The 22,161-nt window shown below is 46.9% G+C and carries 17 protein-coding genes; 9 read left to right on the top strand and 8 right to left on the bottom strand.

Features of this window, described 5'->3' with window-relative positions:
- Positions 1 to 5 precede the first annotated feature (5 nt).
- From OIK42_RS17720 to OIK42_RS17700, 5 genes are all read left to right on the top strand, one after another.
- A complete protein-coding gene (locus OIK42_RS17720; RefSeq protein ID WP_273642435.1) occupies positions 6 to 692 on the top strand; it encodes a YggS family pyridoxal phosphate-dependent enzyme in 687 nt (228 codons plus the stop codon).
- Between the two features lie 26 nt (positions 693 to 718).
- On the top strand, positions 719 to 1,540 hold the full coding sequence (gene proC / locus OIK42_RS17715; RefSeq protein ID WP_273642434.1) for a pyrroline-5-carboxylate reductase: 822 nt from the start codon (positions 719 to 721) through the stop codon (positions 1,538 to 1,540).
- A gap of 14 nt (positions 1,541 to 1,554) precedes the next feature.
- Entirely contained in the window at positions 1,555 to 2,094 is a 540-nt protein-coding gene (locus OIK42_RS17710) for a YggT family protein (protein WP_273642433.1), read from the top strand.
- Positions 2,095 to 2,121: 27 nt separating this feature from the next.
- A complete protein-coding gene (locus OIK42_RS17705) occupies positions 2,122 to 2,568 on the top strand; it encodes a DUF4426 domain-containing protein (RefSeq protein WP_273642432.1) in 447 nt (148 codons plus the stop codon).
- A gap of 197 nt (positions 2,569 to 2,765) precedes the next feature.
- Complete coding sequence (locus OIK42_RS17700) at positions 2,766 to 5,057, top strand: S9 family peptidase (protein ID WP_273642430.1); 2,292 nt, start codon at positions 2,766 to 2,768, stop codon at positions 5,055 to 5,057.
- Positions 5,058 to 5,367: 310 nt separating this feature from the next.
- Here OIK42_RS17700 and OIK42_RS17695 read toward each other — a convergent pair whose 3' ends face one another.
- The gene (locus OIK42_RS17695; protein ID WP_273642428.1) at positions 5,368 to 5,997 is read right to left on the bottom strand and encodes a LysE family translocator; all 630 of its coding nucleotides are present in this window, start codon (positions 5,995 to 5,997) and stop codon (positions 5,368 to 5,370) included.
- A 114-nt stretch (positions 5,998 to 6,111) separates the two neighbouring features.
- Between OIK42_RS17695 and OIK42_RS17690 the strand changes: the two genes are divergently transcribed.
- Positions 6,112 to 7,089, top strand: a complete 978-nt coding sequence (locus tag OIK42_RS17690; protein WP_273642426.1) for a GlxA family transcriptional regulator — start codon at positions 6,112 to 6,114, stop codon at positions 7,087 to 7,089.
- 358 nt (positions 7,090 to 7,447) lie between these two features.
- Here the strand turns inward: OIK42_RS17690 and OIK42_RS17685 are convergent, their stop codons facing one another.
- The 3 genes from OIK42_RS17685 to yaaA form a co-directional block, all read right to left on the bottom strand.
- Positions 7,448 to 9,157 carry a hypothetical protein gene (locus tag OIK42_RS17685; protein WP_273642424.1) on the bottom strand — a complete coding sequence of 570 codons (1,710 nt, stop codon included), beginning with the start codon at positions 9,155 to 9,157 and terminating at the stop codon, positions 7,448 to 7,450.
- A 608-nt stretch (positions 9,158 to 9,765) separates the two neighbouring features.
- On the bottom strand, positions 9,766 to 10,839 hold the full coding sequence (locus OIK42_RS17680; protein ID WP_273642423.1) for a branched-chain amino acid aminotransferase: 1,074 nt from the start codon (positions 10,837 to 10,839) through the stop codon (positions 9,766 to 9,768).
- 993 nt (positions 10,840 to 11,832) lie between these two features.
- A complete protein-coding gene (gene yaaA / locus OIK42_RS17675; protein WP_273642422.1) occupies positions 11,833 to 12,606 on the bottom strand; it encodes a peroxide stress protein YaaA in 774 nt (257 codons plus the stop codon).
- 324 nt (positions 12,607 to 12,930) lie between these two features.
- Between yaaA and tal the strand changes: the two genes are divergently transcribed.
- The 3 genes from tal to OIK42_RS17660 all read left to right on the top strand — a co-directional run bounded on the left by tal (position 12,931) and on the right by OIK42_RS17660 (position 16,104).
- Positions 12,931 to 13,893 carry a transaldolase gene (tal, locus tag OIK42_RS17670; RefSeq protein ID WP_273642421.1) on the top strand — a complete coding sequence of 321 codons (963 nt, stop codon included), beginning with the start codon at positions 12,931 to 12,933 and terminating at the stop codon, positions 13,891 to 13,893.
- Between the two features lie 156 nt (positions 13,894 to 14,049).
- The gene (pgi, locus tag OIK42_RS17665) at positions 14,050 to 15,699 is read left to right on the top strand and encodes a glucose-6-phosphate isomerase (protein ID WP_273642420.1); all 1,650 of its coding nucleotides are present in this window, start codon (positions 14,050 to 14,052) and stop codon (positions 15,697 to 15,699) included.
- 228 nt (positions 15,700 to 15,927) lie between these two features.
- The gene (locus OIK42_RS17660; RefSeq protein WP_273642419.1) at positions 15,928 to 16,104 is read left to right on the top strand and encodes a DUF3545 family protein; all 177 of its coding nucleotides are present in this window, start codon (positions 15,928 to 15,930) and stop codon (positions 16,102 to 16,104) included.
- 367 nt (positions 16,105 to 16,471) lie between these two features.
- On the opposite strand, the gene ung is transcribed toward OIK42_RS17660, so the two are convergent.
- Genes ung through thrA form a run of 4 tightly spaced genes read right to left on the bottom strand, consistent with a single transcriptional unit; the run spans position 16,472 to position 21,880 of the window.
- The gene (gene ung / locus OIK42_RS17655; protein WP_273642418.1) at positions 16,472 to 17,131 is read right to left on the bottom strand and encodes a uracil-DNA glycosylase; all 660 of its coding nucleotides are present in this window, start codon (positions 17,129 to 17,131) and stop codon (positions 16,472 to 16,474) included.
- Between the two features lie 3 nt (positions 17,132 to 17,134).
- Entirely contained in the window at positions 17,135 to 18,424 is a 1,290-nt protein-coding gene (thrC, locus tag OIK42_RS17650) for a threonine synthase (RefSeq protein WP_273642417.1), read from the bottom strand.
- Between the two features lie 12 nt (positions 18,425 to 18,436).
- Positions 18,437 to 19,393 carry a homoserine kinase gene (gene thrB, locus OIK42_RS17645; protein ID WP_273642416.1) on the bottom strand — a complete coding sequence of 319 codons (957 nt, stop codon included), beginning with the start codon at positions 19,391 to 19,393 and terminating at the stop codon, positions 18,437 to 18,439.
- Between the two features lie 21 nt (positions 19,394 to 19,414).
- A complete protein-coding gene (gene thrA / locus OIK42_RS17640; protein WP_374211879.1) occupies positions 19,415 to 21,880 on the bottom strand; it encodes a bifunctional aspartate kinase/homoserine dehydrogenase I in 2,466 nt (821 codons plus the stop codon).
- Between the last annotated feature and the right edge of the window lie 281 nt (positions 21,881 to 22,161).

Raw genomic sequence — 22,161 nt, 5'->3', positions numbered from 1 at the left:
TATTAATGCAAACAATAGCAGATCGACTGATAAACACACGACAACTCATCCATAAAGCCACTGTGTATGCTAAACGTCCTGAGCATTCTGTACAATTGCTGGCGGTTAGCAAGACCAAACCCGTATCAGATATAAAGCTAGCGTATGAAGCCGGACAACGAATGTTTGGCGAAAACTATATTCAGGAAGGTGTCAGTAAAATACAAACCCTAAACACGCTGACAGACATTGAATGGCATATGATTGGCCCCATACAGTCTAATAAGACAAAAATTGTGGCGGAACATTTCGATTGGGTGCAATCTGTTGACCGGCTAAAAATAGCGCGTCGACTCAACGAACAGCGACCGGCAGACATGCCGCCGCTTAACGTGTGCATTCAGTTGAATATTGATGAGGAAGAGAGCAAATCGGGCATTACGCCCAAGGATTTGCCAGACCTTGTAGAAGAGATTGTTAACATGCCAAAGTTAACGTTACGCGGACTCATGGCTATACCGGCGAATAATACATCGCCGGATGCACAGCACAAAACGCTGGCAACATTGCAGACATTGTTTAACGACTTAGCCAGTAAGGTCGACACTGTCGATACCCTGTCAGTTGGGATGAGCAATGATATGCAAGCGGCCATTGAGTATGGTTCGACCATGGTCCGTATCGGCACCGCCATTTTTGGTGCACGACAATAAACATAACCCTGTTACTAAGGAGACTCATGCAACATCGTAAATTAGCATTCATTGGCGCGGGCAATATGACCCGCAGTATCGTCGCCGGTCTGGTGTCTTCCGGATACCCCAAAGAATTGATCATTGCCAGTAACCGCTCGCGGCCAAAACTGGATGCACTGCAAGAAGAGCTGGGGATCAAAGTAACCCAATCGAACGACGAAGCTATTGCATTTGCTGATGCCATTGTGTTGTCGGTTAAACCGCAAATGATGGAAGATGTATGCGCCGCCTTCGATCAGAGCATCGACTTATCGGGCAAGTTGTTCATGTCAATTGCGGCGGGCTTGCCGGTTGCGCGTCTGCAGGAGATGTTAGGCGGCAAATACCCGCTGGTCAGAATTATGCCCAATACGCCCAGCTTACTGGGTCAGGGCATGTCAGGTCTATACGCTAACGCGGATGTTAGCGACAGCGATCGCGATTACGTTACCGGCGTAATGGGCGCTGTAGGCAAAACCCTGTGGGTTGAAAAAGAAGATGATATCAATGGCGTCATTGCCGCAGCAGGCAGCAGCCCGGCTTACTTTTTCCTGTTTTTACAGGCAATGCAGGAAGAATGTATGGCCATGGGCTTTAACCAGCAGGATTCCCGCCAGCTGGTGCAACAGGCAATGCTCGGTGCCGCCCAAATGGTATGCGAAAACCCGCAGCTTGAATTGAGCGAATTACGCGCGCAGGTAACGTCCAAAGGCGGCACAACCGCCGCGGCAGTGAATTCATTAATCGATAGCGATTTACAGGGCATTGTTGCAAAAGCAATGCAGGCCGCGGTTGCCCGCGCCGACGAAATGGCCAATTTATTTTAGTATAGGAACACACAATGAGCGCCACGGTTTTCTTAATAACAACGGTCTTTAACTTATATTTGATGGTTGTGTTATTGCGGTTTTGGCTGCAAATGGCCAAAGCTGATTTTTATAATCCCTTTAGCCAGTTTGTGGTTAAAGCCACGCATCCTATTATTGCTCCGATGCGCCGGATTATTCCGTCGATTGGCGCTTTCGACGTTGCTACCCTGGTGCTCGCGCTCCTGGTTGCCGTTGGTAAATACCTGACTTTGAACCTGCTGTTTGGCGGCACTATTAACCCGCTCGGTCTGCTGATTATCGGTGCGCTGGACGTGGTAAAAGAGTTTCTCACCCTGGTATTCTGGGTGTTGATCCTGCGCGCGGTCTTAAGCTGGGTATCGCAAGGGCGCAACCCTATTGAACTGGTCATGCAACAACTAACGGAGCCGTTTTTAGCGCCCATACGTCGCGTTATACCGCCGCTTGGCGGGCTCGACCTTTCGGTACTGGTGGCGATTATTGCGCTACAGGCTCTGCAACTGGTCTTACGCGACTTTCTGCCGTATTACTAATAAGTAAGGTTAAAAAAGGGGTTAACAATGCGTAAATACAACTTTCAACAGCTACTTCTGACAGGCTTTCTGGCGCCGCTTTTACTGCTATGTAGTTGGCAGGCCAGTGCTGAACAGAAAGTACAGCTTGGTGAGTGGGACGTACACTACATTGTTGTTAACTCAACTTTTTTTAGTGCAGATATCGCTCGTCAGTACGGCATCGTGCGCAGTAAATACAATGCTTTGGTTAATATATCGGTGCTCGACAGTGACACGCAGAAGGCGCAAACTGTCAGTATGCAGGGCACCGCGACTAACCTGCTCGGCACTGAAAAACCACTCACCTTCAAAAAGGTCCAGGAGGGTGACGCCATTTACTACCTTGCGGTATTTAGTTTCCGCAACGACGAAACTTACCGCTTTAACATTGAAGTAAGACGTGGCGATACCGCAGAGACACTCACTTTTAAACAAAAAATGTTCGTCGACTAATACTCATGATTACCGGTGCATAGCGCAAATGCAGTGCACCGGCCATTCGCTGCACAGCCTCCCTTCCCTTTCTGACATCACAGATTCTGCCGTTAAGTAGTGCTACCGGGTCACTAAAGTCTTGCAATAGCGTTGGCGCGAGCTTCATGATTAAGTAAACTCCAAAACTACATGAACAATAAAAAACGACGGAACTTATGTTAAAAATCTCTCACTCCTGGCTGGCAGCGATTGGCCTTATCGCCCTCTCTGGCTGTGCACCGGCTCCGGATAACAGCGAACCTCCTACTCCCACCCTGTCACTTGAGCGCATTTACACCAACAACGAATTCAGCGCTGAACGGGCACCGTATTTTCGCTGGCTCGACGATGGCAGTGGTTATACCGTACTGGAAAACCGTACCACCGACAGCACTGACAGCAGCGATGCTGAGCAGGGTATTACTGGCAGTGACATCGTGTTTTACCAACCGGATGGCAGTGGCCGCAAGGTACTTATCAGCCTCGAACAGCTAACCCCTGAAGGCGCTGAAGAACCACTCAGCATCGACGACTATCAGTGGTCTGATGATGGCCAGTGGGCACTGATATTCACCCAGGCACAAAAGGTATGGCGCTATCGCACGCGGGGTGATTACTGGGTACTGAACTTAACCAGCAATAAGCTCTACCAACTGGGCGGCGACTCGCCAGCGCCCACCAGTTTGATGTTTGCCAAGTTCAGCCCCGACAGCCAGAAAGTTGCTTACGTGCGGGACAACAATATTTATGTGGAAACCTTAGGCAACAAGGCTGTTACCGCGCTGACCAGCGATGGCAGTGACACCCTGATTAACGGTAACTTTGACTGGGTGTATGAAGAGGAATTTACCATTACTGATGGATTTCGCTGGAGCCCCGATAGCAGCAGTATCGCTTACTGGCAGCTCGACTCCTCCGGCGTGAAGTTTTTCACCATGATCAACAACACCGATTCACTCTACCCGACGTTGACTAAGTTTCCTTACCCCAAGGCCGGTGAGCAAAATTCAGCCGTTCGGGTGGGCGTTGTCGCGCTCAGCGATCAACAAACCCGCTGGGCAAACCTGCCCGGTGATAATCGCGACCGCTACATACCGCGTATCAGTTGGGCAGGCACCAGCGACGCGGTGCTGATCCAGGATGTTAACCGGCCACAAAACACCAACACCCTGCGACTGTTCGACTGGCAAAATAACCAGCTTAAAACCATATACACCGATCACGATGACGCCTTTTTAGAATGGTATTACCAGGCCGAATGGCAACAGGATGGCAGTCACTTTATCTGGCACAGCGAGCGCGATGGCTGGCGTCACCTGTATCGTATTTCCCGCGATGGTACATCGATTGTAGATTTAACCCCGGGCGATTATGACGTGGTCGATATGATTACGTTAAATGAAAACACCAACAGCCTGTACTTTACCGCCGCCCCGGAACACCCCGAACAGCGCTTTTTATTCAGAACCTCACTGGATGGCAGCAGCCCGCCCAAGCGGGTAACACCGGCAGAATTTGCCGGTAACAACCGCTATAAAATGTCAAAAGATGCCAGTTATGCCATGCATACCCACAGCCGCTTTAATCAGCCTGCAAGCAGCCAGATCATTAAAACCGAGGGGCATGTGACGGTCACCCAGCTTACGTCAAACCAGGCATTAAAGGAAAAGCTGGCAAAAGAGGCATTACCTGAACATGAGTTCTTCCAGGTTGAAGCGCGTGACGGGGTAGTTCTGGATGGTTGGATCATGTTTCCACCGGATATGGACAGCAGCAAAAAATACCCGGTGATATTTTACGTTTACGGTGAACCCTGGGGCTCTACGGTGCAGGACAGCTACAGCGGCAGAAGCTACCTGTGGAACAGTATGATGACCCAGAAGGGCTTCATTATGGTGTCGGTAGATAACCGCGGTACCCGCGCACCGAAAGGCCGCGACTGGCGTAAATCCATTTATAAGAAAATCGGCAGTGTTACCGTGCGCGACCAGGCCGATGCCCTTGATGCGATTGCCAAACGCTGGCCACAAATCGACAGCAGCCGTGTGGGTGTATGGGGTCACTCTGGTGGCGGTAGTTCAACGTTGAACTTGCTATTCCGCCATGGCGATAAGTTTCATGTAGGGGTTTCGCAAGCGCCGGTAGCCGATATTCGCTATTACGACACCATCTATCAGGAACGCTACTCAGGTAATCCTAAAACCGATCCGGCAAGTTATGAGCAAACATCGCCCATTACCTTTGCTAAAGATTTGCAGGGCGAACTCTTACTGGTGCATGGCACCGGCGATGACAACGTGCACTACCAGGGCACTGAGGCGCTGATAAACGAGCTGGTAAAACACAATAAGCAATTTGAATTTATGGCCTACCCTAATCGTAGCCACGGTATTTATGAAGGCGAAGGCACCACGTTGCACCTGCAAACCATGAAAACCAACTTCTTTATTGAGCACCTGAAACCTTAATCAGGTTTACGCTCACCATTGCTACGCAGCGGGCGCATAGCCCGCTGCGTTATTGTATTGGGTGCTTAGCTATCGCCCACCTCGCCTGGACGTTAGATAAATTGTAGTGACTCGTATCTGATATGACTCTTTTTCTTGGAGGTTGGGACTTGAAATGACGGGCAGCTTTAGACAAGCAGCGGACGTTCAACGATGTTATTTTCTACTTCTGATTTTGGTCATAAGCGGACGTCTTGGCTAAAAGCTCATCACGGGCTGCTTTGTGTGTGAACTCAAGACGTAATTCGGACATTGACACCAATAGATAAAGCTAATCCCCCCAAAAAACAGCTTTGCTATTCACAATAGCCATTACAGCTAATAGCAAGAATAGCGCACCACAACACTGATTAAAAATTCGCCCATTGTCCAAAAGTAGCGTTTTAACCCTATAAGCTAATCTCGCCACGCTAAACTCTACGGCGAACTCGATGCAAAGAAAGCTCACTGTTATCACCAGAAACTGCGGAATAAATGCCTCGTCTGGGTTTATAAACTGAGCTAAAAATGCAGTAAAAAATAGCAAGACTTTCGGGTTAGACAATGCTGCCAAATAGCCTTGTTTAAATAGGTCTTTAGGCAAAGTAGAACCCCTTGTTGTTTGCTCTATGCTACTTGAAGACGCGAAAAACAAATTGAAACCTAACCATGCGAGGTATAATGCTCCCAGCCATTGAAGACCAATCATTAGTTCAGGATTGGTCTCTAGTAGCGTGCCTAATCCGAGCATTGCTATCGTGATCAATATGAAGAAGCCACTAATACCTCCACATATCGTCCAAATTGTTTTTTTATAACCATATTGAGCACCATGACTCAGTGCCAATAGTGAGTTGGGGCCTGGTACACAAGCAAGCCCTAGAGCAGATAAAGCAAATACACACCAAATTTCGAACGTCATAACTCACCAGATAATTGAGAGACTGAATTGGTATTAGTATCTCTCAGCTTTAATATTATTTATGGTATTATATGGACAAAAATTGCGACTATTTAGACAAAGGATGCGCGACAAATGAACGGTGAAAATGGTGTCCGCTTTCTATTGATACCTCTAAATAATTTTAACATGCTGCCGTTTGGTGGCTTCTTGGATAAACTCCGTTTTTCAGCAGATGAAGCCGATAACAGTCAACAGCGGTATTGTTCATGGAAAATTTCATCTCACACCAAGGGATTAGTTGTTTCTAGTAGTGGGATCCCAATCAATGTAGAACTCGAACTTTGTGAGGTTCAGCTTGGGAATTTTGACTATGTGGTGTTCTTTGGTAGTCGCACTGCGATTGAATCACAGCAACAGGCAGCTTATTATCGCTCTTTTATTCGAACCGTTGCCGCAAAAAGAATACCAATTGTAAGCATCGATAACGCTTGCTTTACCCTTGCGGAGTTGGGGCTACTAAATCGTCATCAAGTCGTGGTTCATTGGCGACATCATAGTGAATTCAAAGCGACTTACCCAAAAGTAGTCGTAAGAGATGAACAGCTGTATCATTTTGATCGCAAGCTGATCAGTTGTACAGGTGGAAGCGCAGCTATCGATCTTGCAGTGGTAATTTTGCAAAACCATGTTGGTCAGACGAGAGCAGAAAAAGGCTTAGCGGATATGCTGGTTGATGAAAATCGCAGTATGCAACACCGCCTGAAATCGTCAGAGCAAGGACTATACAGGAATCGTCATATGGATAGAGCGGCTTCTTTGATGCAAGAAAACTTAGAACAGACAATAACCGTAGAACAGGTTGCTGCGCTCATTGGCATTAGTCGACGTCAATTAGATCGCTTATTTCAGCAAAAGCTCGGTGTTTCCGCGCGTAATTATTGGCAAGAGTTACGTTTACAACATGTCTACTGGCGATTGACCCATTCTGGCCATGACCTTGCGCGACTCGCAGATGAAGTTGGTGTCAGAGATATCAGTTATTTGTGTAAGATTTTTAAAAAAAGATTTGGAATAACGCCAGGGCAATGCCGTCGCGACTCGATAGCGTGATGGCTATGTGTGGCTGGCGAGCGACCTTTCACCATTCAATTTCTGACTCATTATAAAAATTGGGGCAAGTAAGTTTTTACTGCAAGTATTATGAGCATTAGCTCTAAATGATTTTTGGGTAGCAACGTTTTATACCTGAGTGGCCGAATTTGGCACTAATCAGCAGTCTATATTCAACCATCGATTGAACTAACAGTCTTTTGCGGACTATTCCTTGGCTAACTATCTGACGTCTGCTTATCGCTCATAGATGCCATTAAATTCTGAATGAGCCAACGGCCGCTTTACGTACGGAGCTGACTAACATCGAGCGCTGACGGGCAGCTTTAGACAACAACCGCACACTCAGTTCTGCTTACTATAATTGAGCTTGCAACTTCATATACGGCTTCAAATCTTGCACCGGCTCTAAACACTTCAACTCAGCAACAGTAACTTTTTCTCTATCTTGTAATGTTACCGTTTCACCATTTTCACACTTATCCTTAAACAAACTATATGCATTTATTCCGTTATTAAAAATCTCTAATCCATCTACAAACTGGATTTCCATACTCTGCTCAAATGATTTACAACCTTCAATAGGGTAAGTGATTAAAAAGTCATCATAGCTACTAAAACTGATCCGCTTATTGCAGTGCGAGCTCATCAGGTTTCGCATAACCTGCACCCCCCAGTGCCGAATTACTGAAGCTGAGTAACTTTCTGTGTATTGAGTTGATATTTCTGAACGCTCAAACCAAGAAGCAACTTCCGTTTGGTTATCTAAATTACTATTACTGCTAAACTTTTCAAACGCTTCAGATAGTTCTTTTGATTTAGTTAGATTGTTTAATGCAACGAAATACTCCTGTTGGCTATAAGTTCTATCTTTAATATTTGCATCAAATACATTCTTCCAAACATCAAAAACTGTTTTACTCGAGTCCTTTGCTTTAACAGCCACGTGACTTGCCAGCCCCATAACTGAACCGCAATCGTAATAATTACGATAGCGCCAAAGCTTTGCTGATTGCTCTAACGACTCATCGCCTTTGTTTAAGAAGCAATTGTTGGCTGCATCTTCAAACTTCTGAACCATTTGTTCATAGCTCATTAATCCGAATTCCATCATTGCAAAGTTTGCAAATGTATCTGCGCCACCTTCATGCATCCAAGAGTGTTTTTGATCTTCAACGGTGAACATTTGACCATTCCAAAAGTGAGCCGCTTCGTGAGCTAAAAAGTGAAATAGCTTATTAAACTTTCCTTTATTCTCCGAGCTCCAGCGTTGACCATTAATAGTCAGTTGAACAAGCCCATTCAATGTACCACCACTATAATTTGAATAGTCGCCATCCACTTGATCATAATTAAAGAATACAACTGGTTTAAAGTTTAAGGCTTGCCCAGTTTTAGCTTTGTAATAGTCAAAAAGCTTAGGGAAGTATTGCTGAGTCTGATCCCATGCCCAGCTTGGTAATGCAGGATCAACAATAGCAATCATATTAGCGTTTTCAATTGGCTGTATATTGCCGAAATAAATATAAGTACCTTCGCCTTCAAGGCTCCAATTAGCCCTATCTTTAAAACTTTGTCCTAAAAACACGATATTTTGATTCGGGCTATAAAAGTGAAACTTTATACCTTTAAATGATGCACCAATAGGACTCACAGATTTGTCTTCAATTATATTAGCGCCTAAAGCTAAATGGTTGGTATACAGCAACACACTGCCATCAGTGTACCTAATGTTATGCGTATAATCTTTTTGGATAAAATCGTAATAAGAGGAAAAGTGAATACTCAGGGAGGTAAACTTTTTACCATCCACACTGCGAATTAAAAGCACATCGCCTTTTTGATCCCACTTAAACTTTGATTCATCAATTTGGTAAAGCTTTTTGCGATCAAAATTGCTTCGCCTGCTAAAAGCAACATGTTCGACAGCAATAGGCAGCTCATAGTTAACTTTCCATGAATCAGAATCTTTCTGATAGTGAACGTGAATATGCAGTTGATAATCTTTATCTGACGCCAGAACTGTTGTAGGTATTAATAAAAGCAGAATTGTGAGTAAGTTTCTCATCTTTAACAAAAGTCCTTTTATTATGAATCATCCAAATAGCGCTAAGTCTTACACTATACTTGCCTTGTGAAAAAGTAAACGTCTCATAACAGCGCGTTTTGGTCTCAGCAAACTCACAGCATCAACGGCCGAAAAGCGTATATAACTGCCAGTCAAAACCGCAAAGCTCTGTGCTAAGAAGTATCGAAATAACAATGCACTCTCCCGGCGAAGTAATAAGCATGAGCAGGTTTTCAACCGGAATGCTGCCAGAAAGTTTTAGTGTCAAAAATCGAGAATGGTTTCGGCGCCGGTCATTTTGTTTCTCCCTAATAACAAAAAACCCCCGGACTTTCGTACGGGGGTTTGTTTGGTTTAATCGCTGATTAAATCGAGCAGGGGCCCCCGTGCGCTGAAATAGTCACCACGAGCACATTACGCAGGCTGCTAACAGCTGCGTTGTAACGTATTGTTGTGATTAATGGTGAGCGCATAAAGAGCCTGTAATTTTTAAAGTTATTAATGGTTAAGCCTTACCACACGTCAATTCAGTGCTATTAACCAATCCATCATAAAGCAAACTTTGCTTTATAGCCGGTTATAGCACCCTCTTATCCATGTAATACCACTTACTTCACCGGGACTTCTATAACCCAGTCAAAGGGGTCAGCAATGGTGCCGTATTGAATACCGGTTAACTGATCGTACAAATGTTTAGACACAGGGCCAGTCTGATTGTTATTAATAACATAGTCTTCGTCCAGGTAGCACAGAGACCCTACCGGCGAAATTACCGCGGCGGTGCCACAGCCAAAACATTCGGTAATTTTACCGCTCTTAATATCGTCGACAATCTGGTTAACGTCGAGGCGCTGCTCGCTAACCTCATAACCTAAGGTTGGCGCCAGTTGCAAAATCGATTTGCGGGTTATGCCAGGTAAAATGCTGCCACTCAGTGAGGGCGTAACAATGGTTTTGCCGTCATATACAAAACAAATGTTCATCGCGCCCACTTCTTCAATATAGCGGCCTTCGACAGCATCCAGCCACAATACCTGCGAATAGCCTTTTTTAGCGGCTTCTTCTGAGGCATACAGGCTTGCGGCGTAGTTGCCACCGGTTTTGGCTTCACCCACTCCGCCGGCTACGGCCCGGCGGTATTTGTTAGCAATACAAACAGAAATAGGGTTAAAGCCGCCCTGAAAATATGCTCCAGCGGGGCCGGTTATAATAAAATGCATGTAGCTGTTACTTGCACCCAATCCCAATTTAGGGCTGGTCGCAATCATGGTCGGGCGGATATACATAGATGCACCCGGTTTATCGGGTACAAAGGCATGGTCGAGTTTAATTAATGCTTTGATTGCATCGAGATGAAAATCTTCATCAACGGTTGGCATTACCATACGTTCAGCGCTGCGGTTAAAGCGGCGACAGTTTTGCAATGGGCGAAATAAATTGATGTTGCCGTTAGCATTACGATAAGCCTTCAGACCTTCAAAAATTTCCTGGCTATAATGCAACACCGCTGCTGAAGGGTCTAAGCTTAAGGCATGATAAGGGGTTACTTCTGCCTTGTGCCAGCCTTTGCCCACCCGATATTCCTGGGTAAACATATGGTCTGAAAACGTTGCACCAAAAGTAAACTCGTCAGGGCATTTACCCCGACTCGCCACATCAAGCGGCTTTATCTCGATAGACATCTAATTAATTCCTAAACGTGTAAAGTAGTGGACACATACCACCAGTTATTAGTTTTATCGTACTTGGGCTGACACTTTGTTCAATACGCAATGGCCCAAAACAAAACTTATGTTACTCCAATACCAGTAATAGTGGCGATGGCGTACCCCAGGCTCCTCGCCAGCATAGCCGGTGAGATAAGACGACGCTACCCTTGCCCTGCAGCCAGAGCAGTCCCCGCAGCGGGCCCTAAAATGCATGCACTGGAGGCGATCATCAACTCAGCCAAGTTTAACTTAAATAAGGCACCTAAGGCGATCAACAATAGCAAATGTACTAGGGGCTGTTGATCTTTGTTGCACGCTTTTTGGTCTAAATGGAAACATTTTAATCGCGAAACAGACATGCAGACCTAGTGGTTCTAAGTCAAAGGTCTGTGACAAAGAGTAAAATGCTTCCATGACGACCCCTTCGGGCAGCGCTTGTGTGTCATTTATACTGCGTTAGGTGTTTTTGATTTAGGCCCACTAGACCTGCAAACACCTGCCTTGTCTAAATGACACACAAACTGCTGCAAAAATGCACAGCAAAGATCGACAGCCCCTAATATCAGAATAACCAGAAATAACACAATAAGCATCGCCGGGCCGAACAAGTTATTGATATTTTCACCTGCCCCGATTGTAACGAAAAAGCCGGAAATAAACATGGCCCTCAGTTCAAAATCAAACTGAATGCTCGTATTAACATTTTACCAATGGCCACTACTATAGGCGATAACAGCGTAATATAAACAATAAAACTGCCCGGGGTCGCTAATTGAGCTGGAGGAATTTATGCGTAGTAGTTTGTTTGCTTTGGCCCACAGATTAAAGCGGGACGCGACGACAACAAGCAGCACTGCTGTCCGAGCGCGAGTTAAATACCGCCGCTGTGTTGCATTGGCTATGGAAGCAGGCTTTGCAGCAGGCGCATTGCCTGCTGCGACGTTCGATTGCTGGGTTTAAAGACAATTATTGCTCGTCGCGCAAAAATACCAGCTCTGTTGCGCTGCTTTGCTCTTCGCTAAAGTAGTAGCCAGCGCAATCAAACGCTGTTAAACCGGCAACGTCCTGCACCTGGTGTTGAATGATATACCTTGCCATCAGGCCGCGCGCCTTTTTGGCATAAAAACTGATTATCTTGTATTGACCGTTCTTGCAATCTTTAAAGACGGGGGTCACGATCATGCCGTTCAGTCTGGCTTTTTTGACGGCCTTAAAATACTCATTTGAAGCGAGGTTAACCAGTACGTTATCGCCCTGCTCAGATAATGCATTGTTTAACGTGTCGGTAATCAGATCGCCCCAGTATTCGTAAAGGTTTTTACCCCGCGAATTGTCTAATTTAGTGCCCATTTCGAGGCGGTAAGCCTGCATGAGATCAAGGGGGCGCAGAACGCCGTACAATCCGGACAAAATTCGCAGGTGCTGCTGGGCATAATGGATATCCGGCTCACTCAGTGTATGCGCGTCGAGTCCGGTGTATACATCGCCATTAAACGCAAATAAGGCCTGGCGCGCATTGTCTGGCGTAAAAGGGACGCTGAATGCGTCAAAACGCTCTGCATTAAGTGTGGCCAGTTTATCGCTAATCTTCATTAATGAGCCAAGCTGGGCCGGGGTTAACGACTTGCATTCCCCGGCGAGCTTCGCAGCTTCGTCGATTAACCGTGGTTGGGAATAGTCTTTAACCGGAATACTTGATTCAAAATCTAAATTTTTTGCGGGTGAAACAACTACTAACATGCGAACTCCTTAACTTTGGCAGAAGTATATCACTTGTTCTTACGTCAATCAGTCGACAAAAAACGATTAGGCGGTTCAATTTTTCTGTTCCATCAGCCAGACTTTTGTTCACATTTTTGGGTTTAGGTTTATGAAAAATACACGGCATACGAAATAGCCTGTCTTGTCTTTAGGCGGTGGTTAAACTATCACGAAGTTTGTTATACACTGGCATTAAACACATTAATAACAAATCAATATTGAGTGCGCCCTACAGTGCATCTGTAATCGGCTTTTCACCCATACAACGGTGACAGCCACAACCAATTCAGGATAGAAAATACCATGAGTAATCAGTTAGAATCTCTTAAGAAAATTACCACTGTTGTTGCCGACACTGGCGATATTGATGCCATCAAAAAATATCAACCGGTCGATGCAACCACTAACCCATCATTGCTGCTTAAAGCAGCGAGTCTGCCACAATATGCCACGCTGATTGACGATGCAGTAAGCTGGGCAGCACAACAGTCTGATGATGCAGATCAACAACTGACTGATGCCTCTGACAAGCTTGCTGTTGCTATCGGTAAAGAGATTTCCGGTAGTATTCCGGGCCGTATCTCTACTGAGGTGGATGCGCGCTTATCATTCGATACCGCGGCCACAATTGAGAAAGCGCATAAACTGGTAAAACTGTATGCCGATGCAGGTATCGATAAGTCTAAGATCCTGATTAAGATTGCCTCAACCTGGGAAGGTATTCGCGCTGCCGAAGCCCTCGAAAAAGAAGGCATAAACTGTAACCTGACATTGCTGTTCAGCTTTGCTCAGGCACGTGCATGTGCCGAGGCCGGAGCGTTTCTAATTTCACCATTTGTGGGTCGTATTCTTGATTGGTATAAAAAGAGCACCGGCAAGGAAAGCTATCCGGCCAATGAAGATCCAGGCGTTGTCTCAGTAACCAGTATCTATAATTACTACAAAGAGCACGGCTATAAAACTATCGTTATGGGGGCCAGCTTCCGTAACATCGGCGAGATTACCGAGTTAGCCGGTTGTGATCGCTTAACTATCAGCCCGCAACTGCTTGAAGAACTTGCCAACACCAGCGGCGAATTGTCAGCCAAGCTGACCGACGGTGGTGCCACCTCACAACCGGGTGAAAAACTTACCGAAGCCGGGTTCCGCTGGGAAATGAATGAAGACGCAATGGCCACCGAAAAGCTGGCTGAAGGGATCAGAAACTTTGCTGCTGACCAGGTTAAACTGGAAACAATGTTAAAAGACAAGCTTGCCAATTTATAATACAATATTAACATTGTATAACAGTAATCAATCGCTCAATTAACGAAGCATTGTAAAGGTGATGACTGATTGACGGCGTGATGACACTCCCATGTTGCGCGCAGTCATAAGGCTCACCTTTACTTACTTCAGGGTTTACGTTTGTAGGAAATAACCATGACAACACTCACGGAATCAGACCAGTGGCAAACGCTGGAATCTTTAGCTCAGTTGGTAGGACAAGAACACATGCGCAACTGGTTTGCCAGCGACCAGACGCGCGCCGCAACCATGAACGCCGAAGCCTGTGGCCTGTTCGTTGATTTTTCTAAAAACCGTGTGACAGACGATACCTTAAAAGCACTGTTCGATCTGGCTGATGCACGTGGCGTTGCCGCTCACCGTGACGCCATGTTTAACGGTGAAACAATCAACCAAACCGAAGGCCGGGCAGTACTGCATACAGCGTTGCGTAACTTTTCCGGCAAGCCGGTCATGGTTGACGGTGAAGATGTTATGCCAGAAGTCCTGGCAACACTGGAAAAAATAGAAGCGTTTACCCAGCTAATTCACAGTGGTGAACATAAAGGCTATACCGGTAAAGCTATAAAACACGTGGTCGCCATTGGTATTGGCGGTTCTTTCCTTGGCCCCAAAATTATGACTGAGGCGCTCAAGCCCTACCAACAAAACGCAGTAAAAGTGCACTTTGTAGCCAACGTCGACGGCTGCCACATTACTGACGTATTATCCGGCCTCGATCACGAAGACACCTTAATTGTAATGTCATCTAAGTCTTTTTCTACTCAGGAAACATTACAAAACACCCTGACCGCCAAAGACTGGTTTTTAAAGTCAGGTGGTACTCAGACCGATATTGCTAAGCATTTCGTAGCCGTGTCATCCAATGTTAAAGCAGCCACGGAATTTGGCATTGCAGAAGAAAACATTTTCCCAATGTGGGATTGGGTTGGCGGCCGTTATTCGCTATGGTCCGCCATCGGCTTGCCCATTTCACTGGCACTCGGATTCAAAAACTTTAAAAGCCTGTTGGACGGTGCTTATGCCATGGATGAGCATTTTAAAACCGCCCCTAACGAAAAAAACCTGCCGGTTATTCTGGCCATGCTGGGTATTTGGTACCGCAATTTCTTTGGCGCTCAGTCTCATGTATTACTGCCTTACTATCATTATCTGCGTGGCCTGCCAGCCTATGTACAGCAACTGGACATGGAAAGTAACGGTAAAATGGTTACCCAGAGCGGTGATGCCATTAACTATGAAACCGGCCCGATCATTTGGGGCAGTGAAGGCACCAATGGCCAGCACAGTTTTCACCAGTTGATTCACCAGGGTCATGGCGTTATTCCAATAGATTTTCTGATGCCGCTTAACGTGCCAAATCAGAACGATACTCACCATGCAATGCTGGCTTCAAACTGTTTTGGTCAGGCGCAGGCGCTGATGCAAGGAAAAACCTTTGAGGATTGTTATGCCGATCTGGCCGACAAAGGACTCGAGGACGACGAGCGTGCTCGTTTAGCGCAGCATAAAACCATGCCAGGCAATAAGCCAAGCAACACCATTTTATTTGAAAAGCTCGATCCGTACACACTTGGCGCGCTGGTTGCAATGTATGAACATAAGGTGTTCGTACAAGGTGTAATCTGGCAAGTTAATTCGTTCGATCAATGGGGCGTAGAATTAGGTAAAGTGCTTGGAAATCAAGTGTTAGCCGGGATTCAAGGCGAAGCAGAAGTTGAAACCTTCGATAGCTCTACCCAACAATTGATCAACCGCTTTAAACAGGCCAATGCACCAAAATAAACATTACTGGTGATTACCTGAGCCAATAATGTGCAAATAGGGGGAAGCCTTATTACCGGCTTCCTTGCTAAATATAGAACACCACGGATTGTCATCGCAGCGTCACAAATTGTTAATTAAAAGTAAACAAAACTATTTTAATCTAACGATAGCTGTGATACAAAAAATGTCAGGGGTCAATATTGACACACTGACAGTGTAGTTAGCGGTAATAACAAGGAGATCTCCGTGGATACTTCAGATCTATTTGCAATGCTTAATCTAGACGAAAAATCTACCAAAACGAAAAGTAAGAAACGTAAGTGGAGAGAAATCGAGGCAATAAAAGACCGGTATGAGCTCGAAAAGGAACTCGCTGATATCGACATGAGTTTTGACCTGGCTTTAGAAGAAAGCGCACGCTAAACCTACATACGACCATATCATTGATATGGTCGTTTTTGTTTAAGCGACAGGAAAAACAGCGTCTGTTGAAGAAATAGCGCTTTGTTGGTCTGCGCGCCGTGAGTTCATAGCAGCAACCAATGTATGTGACAGCAAGCTTCGCCTTACCGTAGGTGCAGTATTAATGGGTGTCTGTATTGGTATTTGTCTATCAGGCGAGGGCTAGTGCTGCATCGTTGATATGCTAACCTGCTGTTGAGAGCCGTCTATGTGCTGCGGCAAGGGTTGTTGTGCAGCTTTAGCCCATAATTCCACGCCGACCAACGCTGCTATCCTGGTAACCATGCGTGTATTGGCCATCAGTGGCGAGACCGGGCGTGTTAAACCTTTAAACCTGCCAGTTTATAGGTGATTTATTTTGCGCTACCAGCAGCTCATTGGTTCGACTAAAATGCTGACAGCCGAGAAACCCGCGGTGCGCCGATAACGGCGACGGATGCGGTGCAGTTAACACATGATGGCGCGCGGTATCGATAGCCTGACCTTTCTTTTGCGCATGGCTGCCCCACAATAAAAACACCACACCTTGCTGATGCTGGTTGACGGCATCAATGACTGCGTCGGTGAATGTCTGCCATCCCCATTTAGCATGGCTGTGAGCTGCGCCCTGCTCAACTGTTAAAACCGTATTAAGCAGTAACACCCCCTGCTCCGCCCAACTTGTCAGGTTTCCGTGAGACGGAACCGTGAAGTCTGGGATATCCTGGGCTAACTCCTTGTAAATGTTAACCAGCGACGGTGGTGTCTTTACCCCCTGTTGCACCGAAAAGCACAAACCGTGGGCCTGATCGGGCCCGTGATAAGGATCCTGACCAAGTATCACAACCTTTACCGACGCCAGTGGTGTCAGTTTAAGGGCATTAAACACATCGGCCTGAGGCGGATAAATCACTTTACCCGCCTCCCGCTCGGCTTTAATTCTGGCCATCAGTTGCACAAAATAGTCGGCTTCTTTTTGTGCGCCTAACACAGACTGCCAGTCAGCCATTATTTATTCGCCTTTCAACTGCGCAAACATGTGTGCTTTTAAGGTGGCGTAGTCGGCATCTAACTCTGTCTCCAGACTATCCATATTGGCACAGTCGGCCAGCGCTTTAGGCAGATTCAACGGCGTTCCCAGCACGTTTTCCACCGTTTCTCTGAACTTAGCCGGATGGGCAGTGCCCAAAAACACCCCCACTTCGTCGTCTTTCAAATCATGGCTGACAGCACGAAACGCAATCGCAGCATGTGGCTCACTGGTATAACCTTCTTTCAATAACTGACGCATGGCCAGTTGGGTATACTCTTCATCAACCGACTCACCACGTAATATTGATTTATCAATATAGCCGCGCTCTACCAGTGCTTCGATACGCGGCCAGTTGTTCGGCTGGCTCACATCCATAGCGTTGGACATGGTGGCAATGGTCGACTTTGGTGCCCACTCGCCGGTTTTAAGATAGCGGGGCACGGTGTCGTTAAGATTGGTGGCAGCGATAAAACGCTTAATCGGCAGTCCCATAGCTTTGGCAATCATGCCCGCGGTGAGGTTACCAAAGTTGCCACTTGGCACCGAAAATACGGCTTTATCGCGCTTGTCAGCCGGTAATTGGGCAACGGCTTCAAAGTAGTAACACACCTGCGCCAATAAGCGACTGATGTTAATGGAGTTTGCCGAGTTTAAATGCAGCCCTTCACGCACATCAACATCGTCAAACGCCTGTTTTACCATGCTCTGACACGCATCGAAGTCACTTTCGATGGCCACAGTGTGAATGTTGTCGCCAAGGGTGGTAAACAGTTTTTGCTGTAACTGGCTGATTTTCCCTTTCGGGAATAATATCACTACATTGATGTTATCCAATCCGTGGAAGGCATGGGCCACGGCCGCACCGGTGTCGCCAGAGGTCGCGGTTAAAATGGTGATTGGCGCGCCATCGCTGATGCGTACCAGGCACTGGGCCATAAAGCGTCCGCCAAAGTCCTTGAACGCCAGTGTCGGGCCATGAAACAGCTCCAGACAAAAGGTTTTATCATTAACCTGCTCAACCTTGGCCGGAAACGTAAAGGCCTCTTTAACAATCTCAGCAACGGTTTCGGTGCCCAGCTCATCGCCAATAAAAGCCGACAGAATGGCTGTTGAGCGCTCCACAAACGGCATTGCCAACAGCTCATCAATGTTGTCAAGTTTGGGAATGTCTGTGGGAAAAAACAACCCCTGATTACGTCCGAGCCCTTGTTTTACCGCTTGCGCAAAGGAAACCTGTTCGCTTGCGTCTTTTAAATTTACCAATTGCACGTATTTTCTACCTTACTCTTGTTCCTGCTGAGAACCGGCCCCTTGGGCGGGAATTCGGCATACATGGCTAAATCCATCTTCATTTTGAATATAGTGTTCACTCAGCCAGTTTGAAATATCATTCGCCTGACGGTAGTCATCACACACCGCAAACACGGTTGGCCCGGAGCCTGAAATACCAAACGCCAGCGCCCCGTTTGCCATACTGTAATCGCGCGCTTCATCAAACGCAGGCAACAGCGACTTACGATAAGGCTCGGCAATGACGTCCTGCATCACACTGGCAGCCATCGCGTAGTCATCCGTATGCAGGGCATGTACAAATATGCCTAACTGACGACCAAAGGTGAGGGTATCTTTGAGTGGCACAGCATTGGGCAATATATTCCGTGCCGCTGAGGTCGACACACTGATCCCAGAATAACAGGTTACCCAGTACCAGCTTTTCACCACCGGTAACGAGACAGTAACCGGATCGTCCTGGCCAGTCATCAACGTCATACCACCAAGGTAACAGGGCGCCACATTATCATAGTGAATACTGCCACTTATCTGCCCTTCCAGCTCGCCCATCATAGTCAGCATGGTGGTCTGATCAAAGGGCTGACCAAAGTGCTCATTTAAGCCGTGAAACGCCGCCACAATAGAGCTGGCGCTTGAGCCAAGACCACTGCCAATCGGCAGTGACTTTAATAATGTAATATGGATGGGCGTGATGTTAAGCCCTTTCGCCAGCATCGCTTTGGAAAAATAGCGATAGCAATCGGTAACGATGTTTTCGTCGGGATTGGCCGGTAGCTTATGGGCAAAAACGCCGGCTACCGTTAAACCAAATTCATCAGCATCGCTGATAATGACTTCGTCCCCCAGCAAACTGCCATCCAGGGGTTGTAGGGCTGCGCCCAGCACATCAAAACCGAGGCTGATATTGCCAATTGATGCGGGTGCATATGCTCTGGTTGTTTTCATTTATCTAATCTCTGAACCGGTTTAATGCACGTTTTGCTTCCAGGGCATGGTACGCAGAATATCTGCAAACACGCCTGCGGCCGTTACGGTAGCGCCAGCACCATAACCACGAATTACATAAGGGATAGGCGTATAGTAATCACTATGAATCGCCAGCGCATTTTCACCGTCTTTTACCGCCGCTAACGGGTGCGACTTAGGCACAGCCTGGATGGTGACTTTACACTTATCGCCTTCAATGGCACCAATGTAGCGTAATACTTTACCTTCTGCGGCAGCACTTTCAACACGGGCTGCAAAATCATCATCCAGTTGAGGCAATTGCTCCATAAAACTGGCAACATCACAGTCTTCGGCAAACCCTGCAGGCAGAACGGATTCGATCTCGATATCATCAAGCTCTAACTCTAGATCCGCCTCGCGGGCCATAATTAGTAGCTTTCTTGCCACGTCCATACCGCTTAAATCATCGCGCGGATCTGGCTCTGTAAAGCCGTTTTTCTTGGCCGTATTGGTGGCCTCTGATAATGACAGCCCTTCTTCAAGCTTACCAAACACATACGACAAGCTGCCCGACAAGATACCTTCAAAACGATGCAGTACGTCGCCTGCAATAAATAGCTTTTGCAGGTTATCAATAACCGGTAAGCCAGCACCAACGGTGGTCTCATACAAATACTGACGATTGGTTTGCAGCGCCGTTTTTCGCAACTTTTTGTAATAGGCCAGGCTGTCGGTATTAGCTTTTTTATTGGGTGTTACCACGTGGAAGCCGTTCTCCATCATGTCCACATACTGGCTGGCGATACTGGCGTTGCTGGTACAGTCGACAATCACCGGGTTAACCAGTGCATTGCTGTTCACAAATTCATTTAAGCGCTCAACAGAAAACGTTTCGTTAGCCTCAGCCAGCAGCGACTTCCAGTCACCATCAACGTCAACACCCTGAGCGTCGAGTAATAATTTACGGCTGTTCGCAATACCGTAGACCCGCACCTGAATATTGCGTGCTAACAAGGTTGGCTGCTGCTTGGCTATTTGCGCCAGTAACTCAGCGCCTACCACACCACAACCGACCAGGAAAATGTCGATGGTATGCAAATCAGAGAAGAAGTTCTGGTGAATAACCTTAACCGCTTTTTTAGCGCGTTTGGCTTCTATCACAGTCGAAATAGACCGCTCTGATGAGCCCTGCGCGATTGCAATATTATTCACCCGCGCCTGCGCCAGCGAGTTGAAGAAGCGCGCTGCCAACCCTTTGGTGTGGCGCATGCCATCCCCTACCAGGGTCACGATGGCGAGTTCGTGGCGAACTTCAATCGGGTCAAGCAACTGATTCTGAAGTTCTAATACAAAGGCATCTTCAAGTAATGTCAGGGCGCGCGAAGCGTCTTTGCTGGATATACAAAAACTAATGGAGTATTCAGAGCTTGACTGAGTGATCAGGCTAATCGATATATGCGCATTGGACATGACTTCAAAAACGCGACTGGCCATGCCCACCATGCCTTTCATTCCCGGTCCGGCAACATTGAACATGGTAATGTTATCGAGCTGCGAAATACCTTTAACACTGGTCCAGGTAGTACTGGCTTCATTACTGATTAATGTGCCCGGCGCACTGGGATTTAAGGTGTTACGAATTAAGCACGGAATATGATGCTGCGCAATGGGGCCGATGGTTTTCGGGTGCAATACTTTCGCCCCGAAATAGGACAACTCCATGGCTTCCTGGTAGGTTAGTTTGTCGAGTAATACAGCGCCTTCAACCTGATTTGGATCGGCGTTATACACACCATCCACATCGGTCCATATTTCACAGCACTCTGCATCTATACAGGCCGCGAGGATGGCCGCAGAGTAATCTGACCCATTGCGGCCCAGGGTGACTTTTTCGCCCAGTTCGTTGGCCGCCACAAAGCCTGGCATAATCAATAATGCACTGCCGTCAGTGACCACTTCGCTGAAGTTCGCCTTACTTAAGGCTACATCGGCAATACTGTCGAGATAGTTGCCATCGGCAATCACGTAGTCGACGGGGTCGAGCACCTGATTAGCGATTCCTTTTGCAGTTAAAATAGCACTGAACAAGTTAACGCTGACATATTCGCCCAGGCTCATAATACCGGCTGTCACGGGATCAGGAGAGCACCCCAGTAACGCAATGCCCTGCAATTGCTTTTTAAGATCGGCTAAGCGGGTATCAATAAACTGGCTGAGAGGCTCATAGGCAAAGCCTTCAAGCTGAGAATTTAATTCGCTGGCAATGCCGGTCAGTTTGTCATTTAACTGTTCGAACAACGGCAGGTAATCTTCACCTGCAGCCGCTTGTTCACACAGTTCGCCCAACGCGTTCGTCACGCCTTTCGGAGCCGACAACACAACAGCGGCGCCGTTTGCCTGGTGGGTCGTCAGGCTAATCTCAGTCACTCGCAAATAACGCTGTGCATCGGCCAGAGATGAACCACCAAACTTTAAGACTTTCATTGAATGCTCCTTGACTGCATTGGTTGTGGGCTAACCGCCCCTCGTTTTTTTATCGCAAAAAAAAACCCGCTCTTGTCAGGGCGGGCTTTCGATGTCTGTTTGCTTACGCGCACTAGCCAGCGACCGCCCTCAAAGAGGTGGTAATAATCATGCCGGTGGTGCTCATTATCGTCTTCATGTGGTCAATTTGCCGTATAGACGTCTATATGTCAACAGCCATTGCACAATTTTAAGACCGTTCCCTTGCCATCTACGGGCGGGAATCTTTATTTTGGTCGCGC

Origin of the sequence: Alteromonas gilva (genome assembly GCF_028595265.1) — a bacterium.
Taxonomy (GTDB): Bacteria; Pseudomonadota; Gammaproteobacteria; order Enterobacterales; family Alteromonadaceae; genus Alteromonas; species Alteromonas gilva.
This window is presented reverse-complemented; position numbering and strand designations above follow the sequence as displayed.

Coding starts and splice junctions, on each gene's coding strand:
- OIK42_RS17720 (WP_273642435.1), top strand. CDS start 6: ATGCAAACAATAGCAGATCGACTGATAAACACACGACAACTCATCCAT.
- proC (WP_273642434.1), top strand. CDS start 719: ATGCAACATCGTAAATTAGCATTCATTGGCGCGGGCAATATGACCCGC.
- OIK42_RS17710 (WP_273642433.1), top strand. CDS start 1,555: ATGAGCGCCACGGTTTTCTTAATAACAACGGTCTTTAACTTATATTTG.
- OIK42_RS17705 (WP_273642432.1), top strand. CDS start 2,122: ATGCGTAAATACAACTTTCAACAGCTACTTCTGACAGGCTTTCTGGCG.
- OIK42_RS17700 (WP_273642430.1), top strand. CDS start 2,766: ATGTTAAAAATCTCTCACTCCTGGCTGGCAGCGATTGGCCTTATCGCC.
- OIK42_RS17695 (WP_273642428.1), bottom strand. CDS start 5,997: ATGACGTTCGAAATTTGGTGTGTATTTGCTTTATCTGCTCTAGGGCTT.
- OIK42_RS17690 (WP_273642426.1), top strand. CDS start 6,112: ATGAACGGTGAAAATGGTGTCCGCTTTCTATTGATACCTCTAAATAAT.
- OIK42_RS17685 (WP_273642424.1), bottom strand. CDS start 9,157: ATGAGAAACTTACTCACAATTCTGCTTTTATTAATACCTACAACAGTT.
- OIK42_RS17680 (WP_273642423.1), bottom strand. CDS start 10,839: ATGTCTATCGAGATAAAGCCGCTTGATGTGGCGAGTCGGGGTAAATGC.
- yaaA (WP_273642422.1), bottom strand. CDS start 12,606: ATGTTAGTAGTTGTTTCACCCGCAAAAAATTTAGATTTTGAATCAAGT.
- tal (WP_273642421.1), top strand. CDS start 12,931: ATGAGTAATCAGTTAGAATCTCTTAAGAAAATTACCACTGTTGTTGCC.
- pgi (WP_273642420.1), top strand. CDS start 14,050: ATGACAACACTCACGGAATCAGACCAGTGGCAAACGCTGGAATCTTTA.
- ung (WP_273642418.1), bottom strand. CDS start 17,131: ATGGCTGACTGGCAGTCTGTGTTAGGCGCACAAAAAGAAGCCGACTAT.
- thrB (WP_273642416.1), bottom strand. CDS start 19,393: ATGAAAACAACCAGAGCATATGCACCCGCATCAATTGGCAATATCAGC.
- thrA (WP_374211879.1), bottom strand. CDS start 21,880: ATGAAAGTCTTAAAGTTTGGTGGTTCATCTCTGGCCGATGCACAGCGT.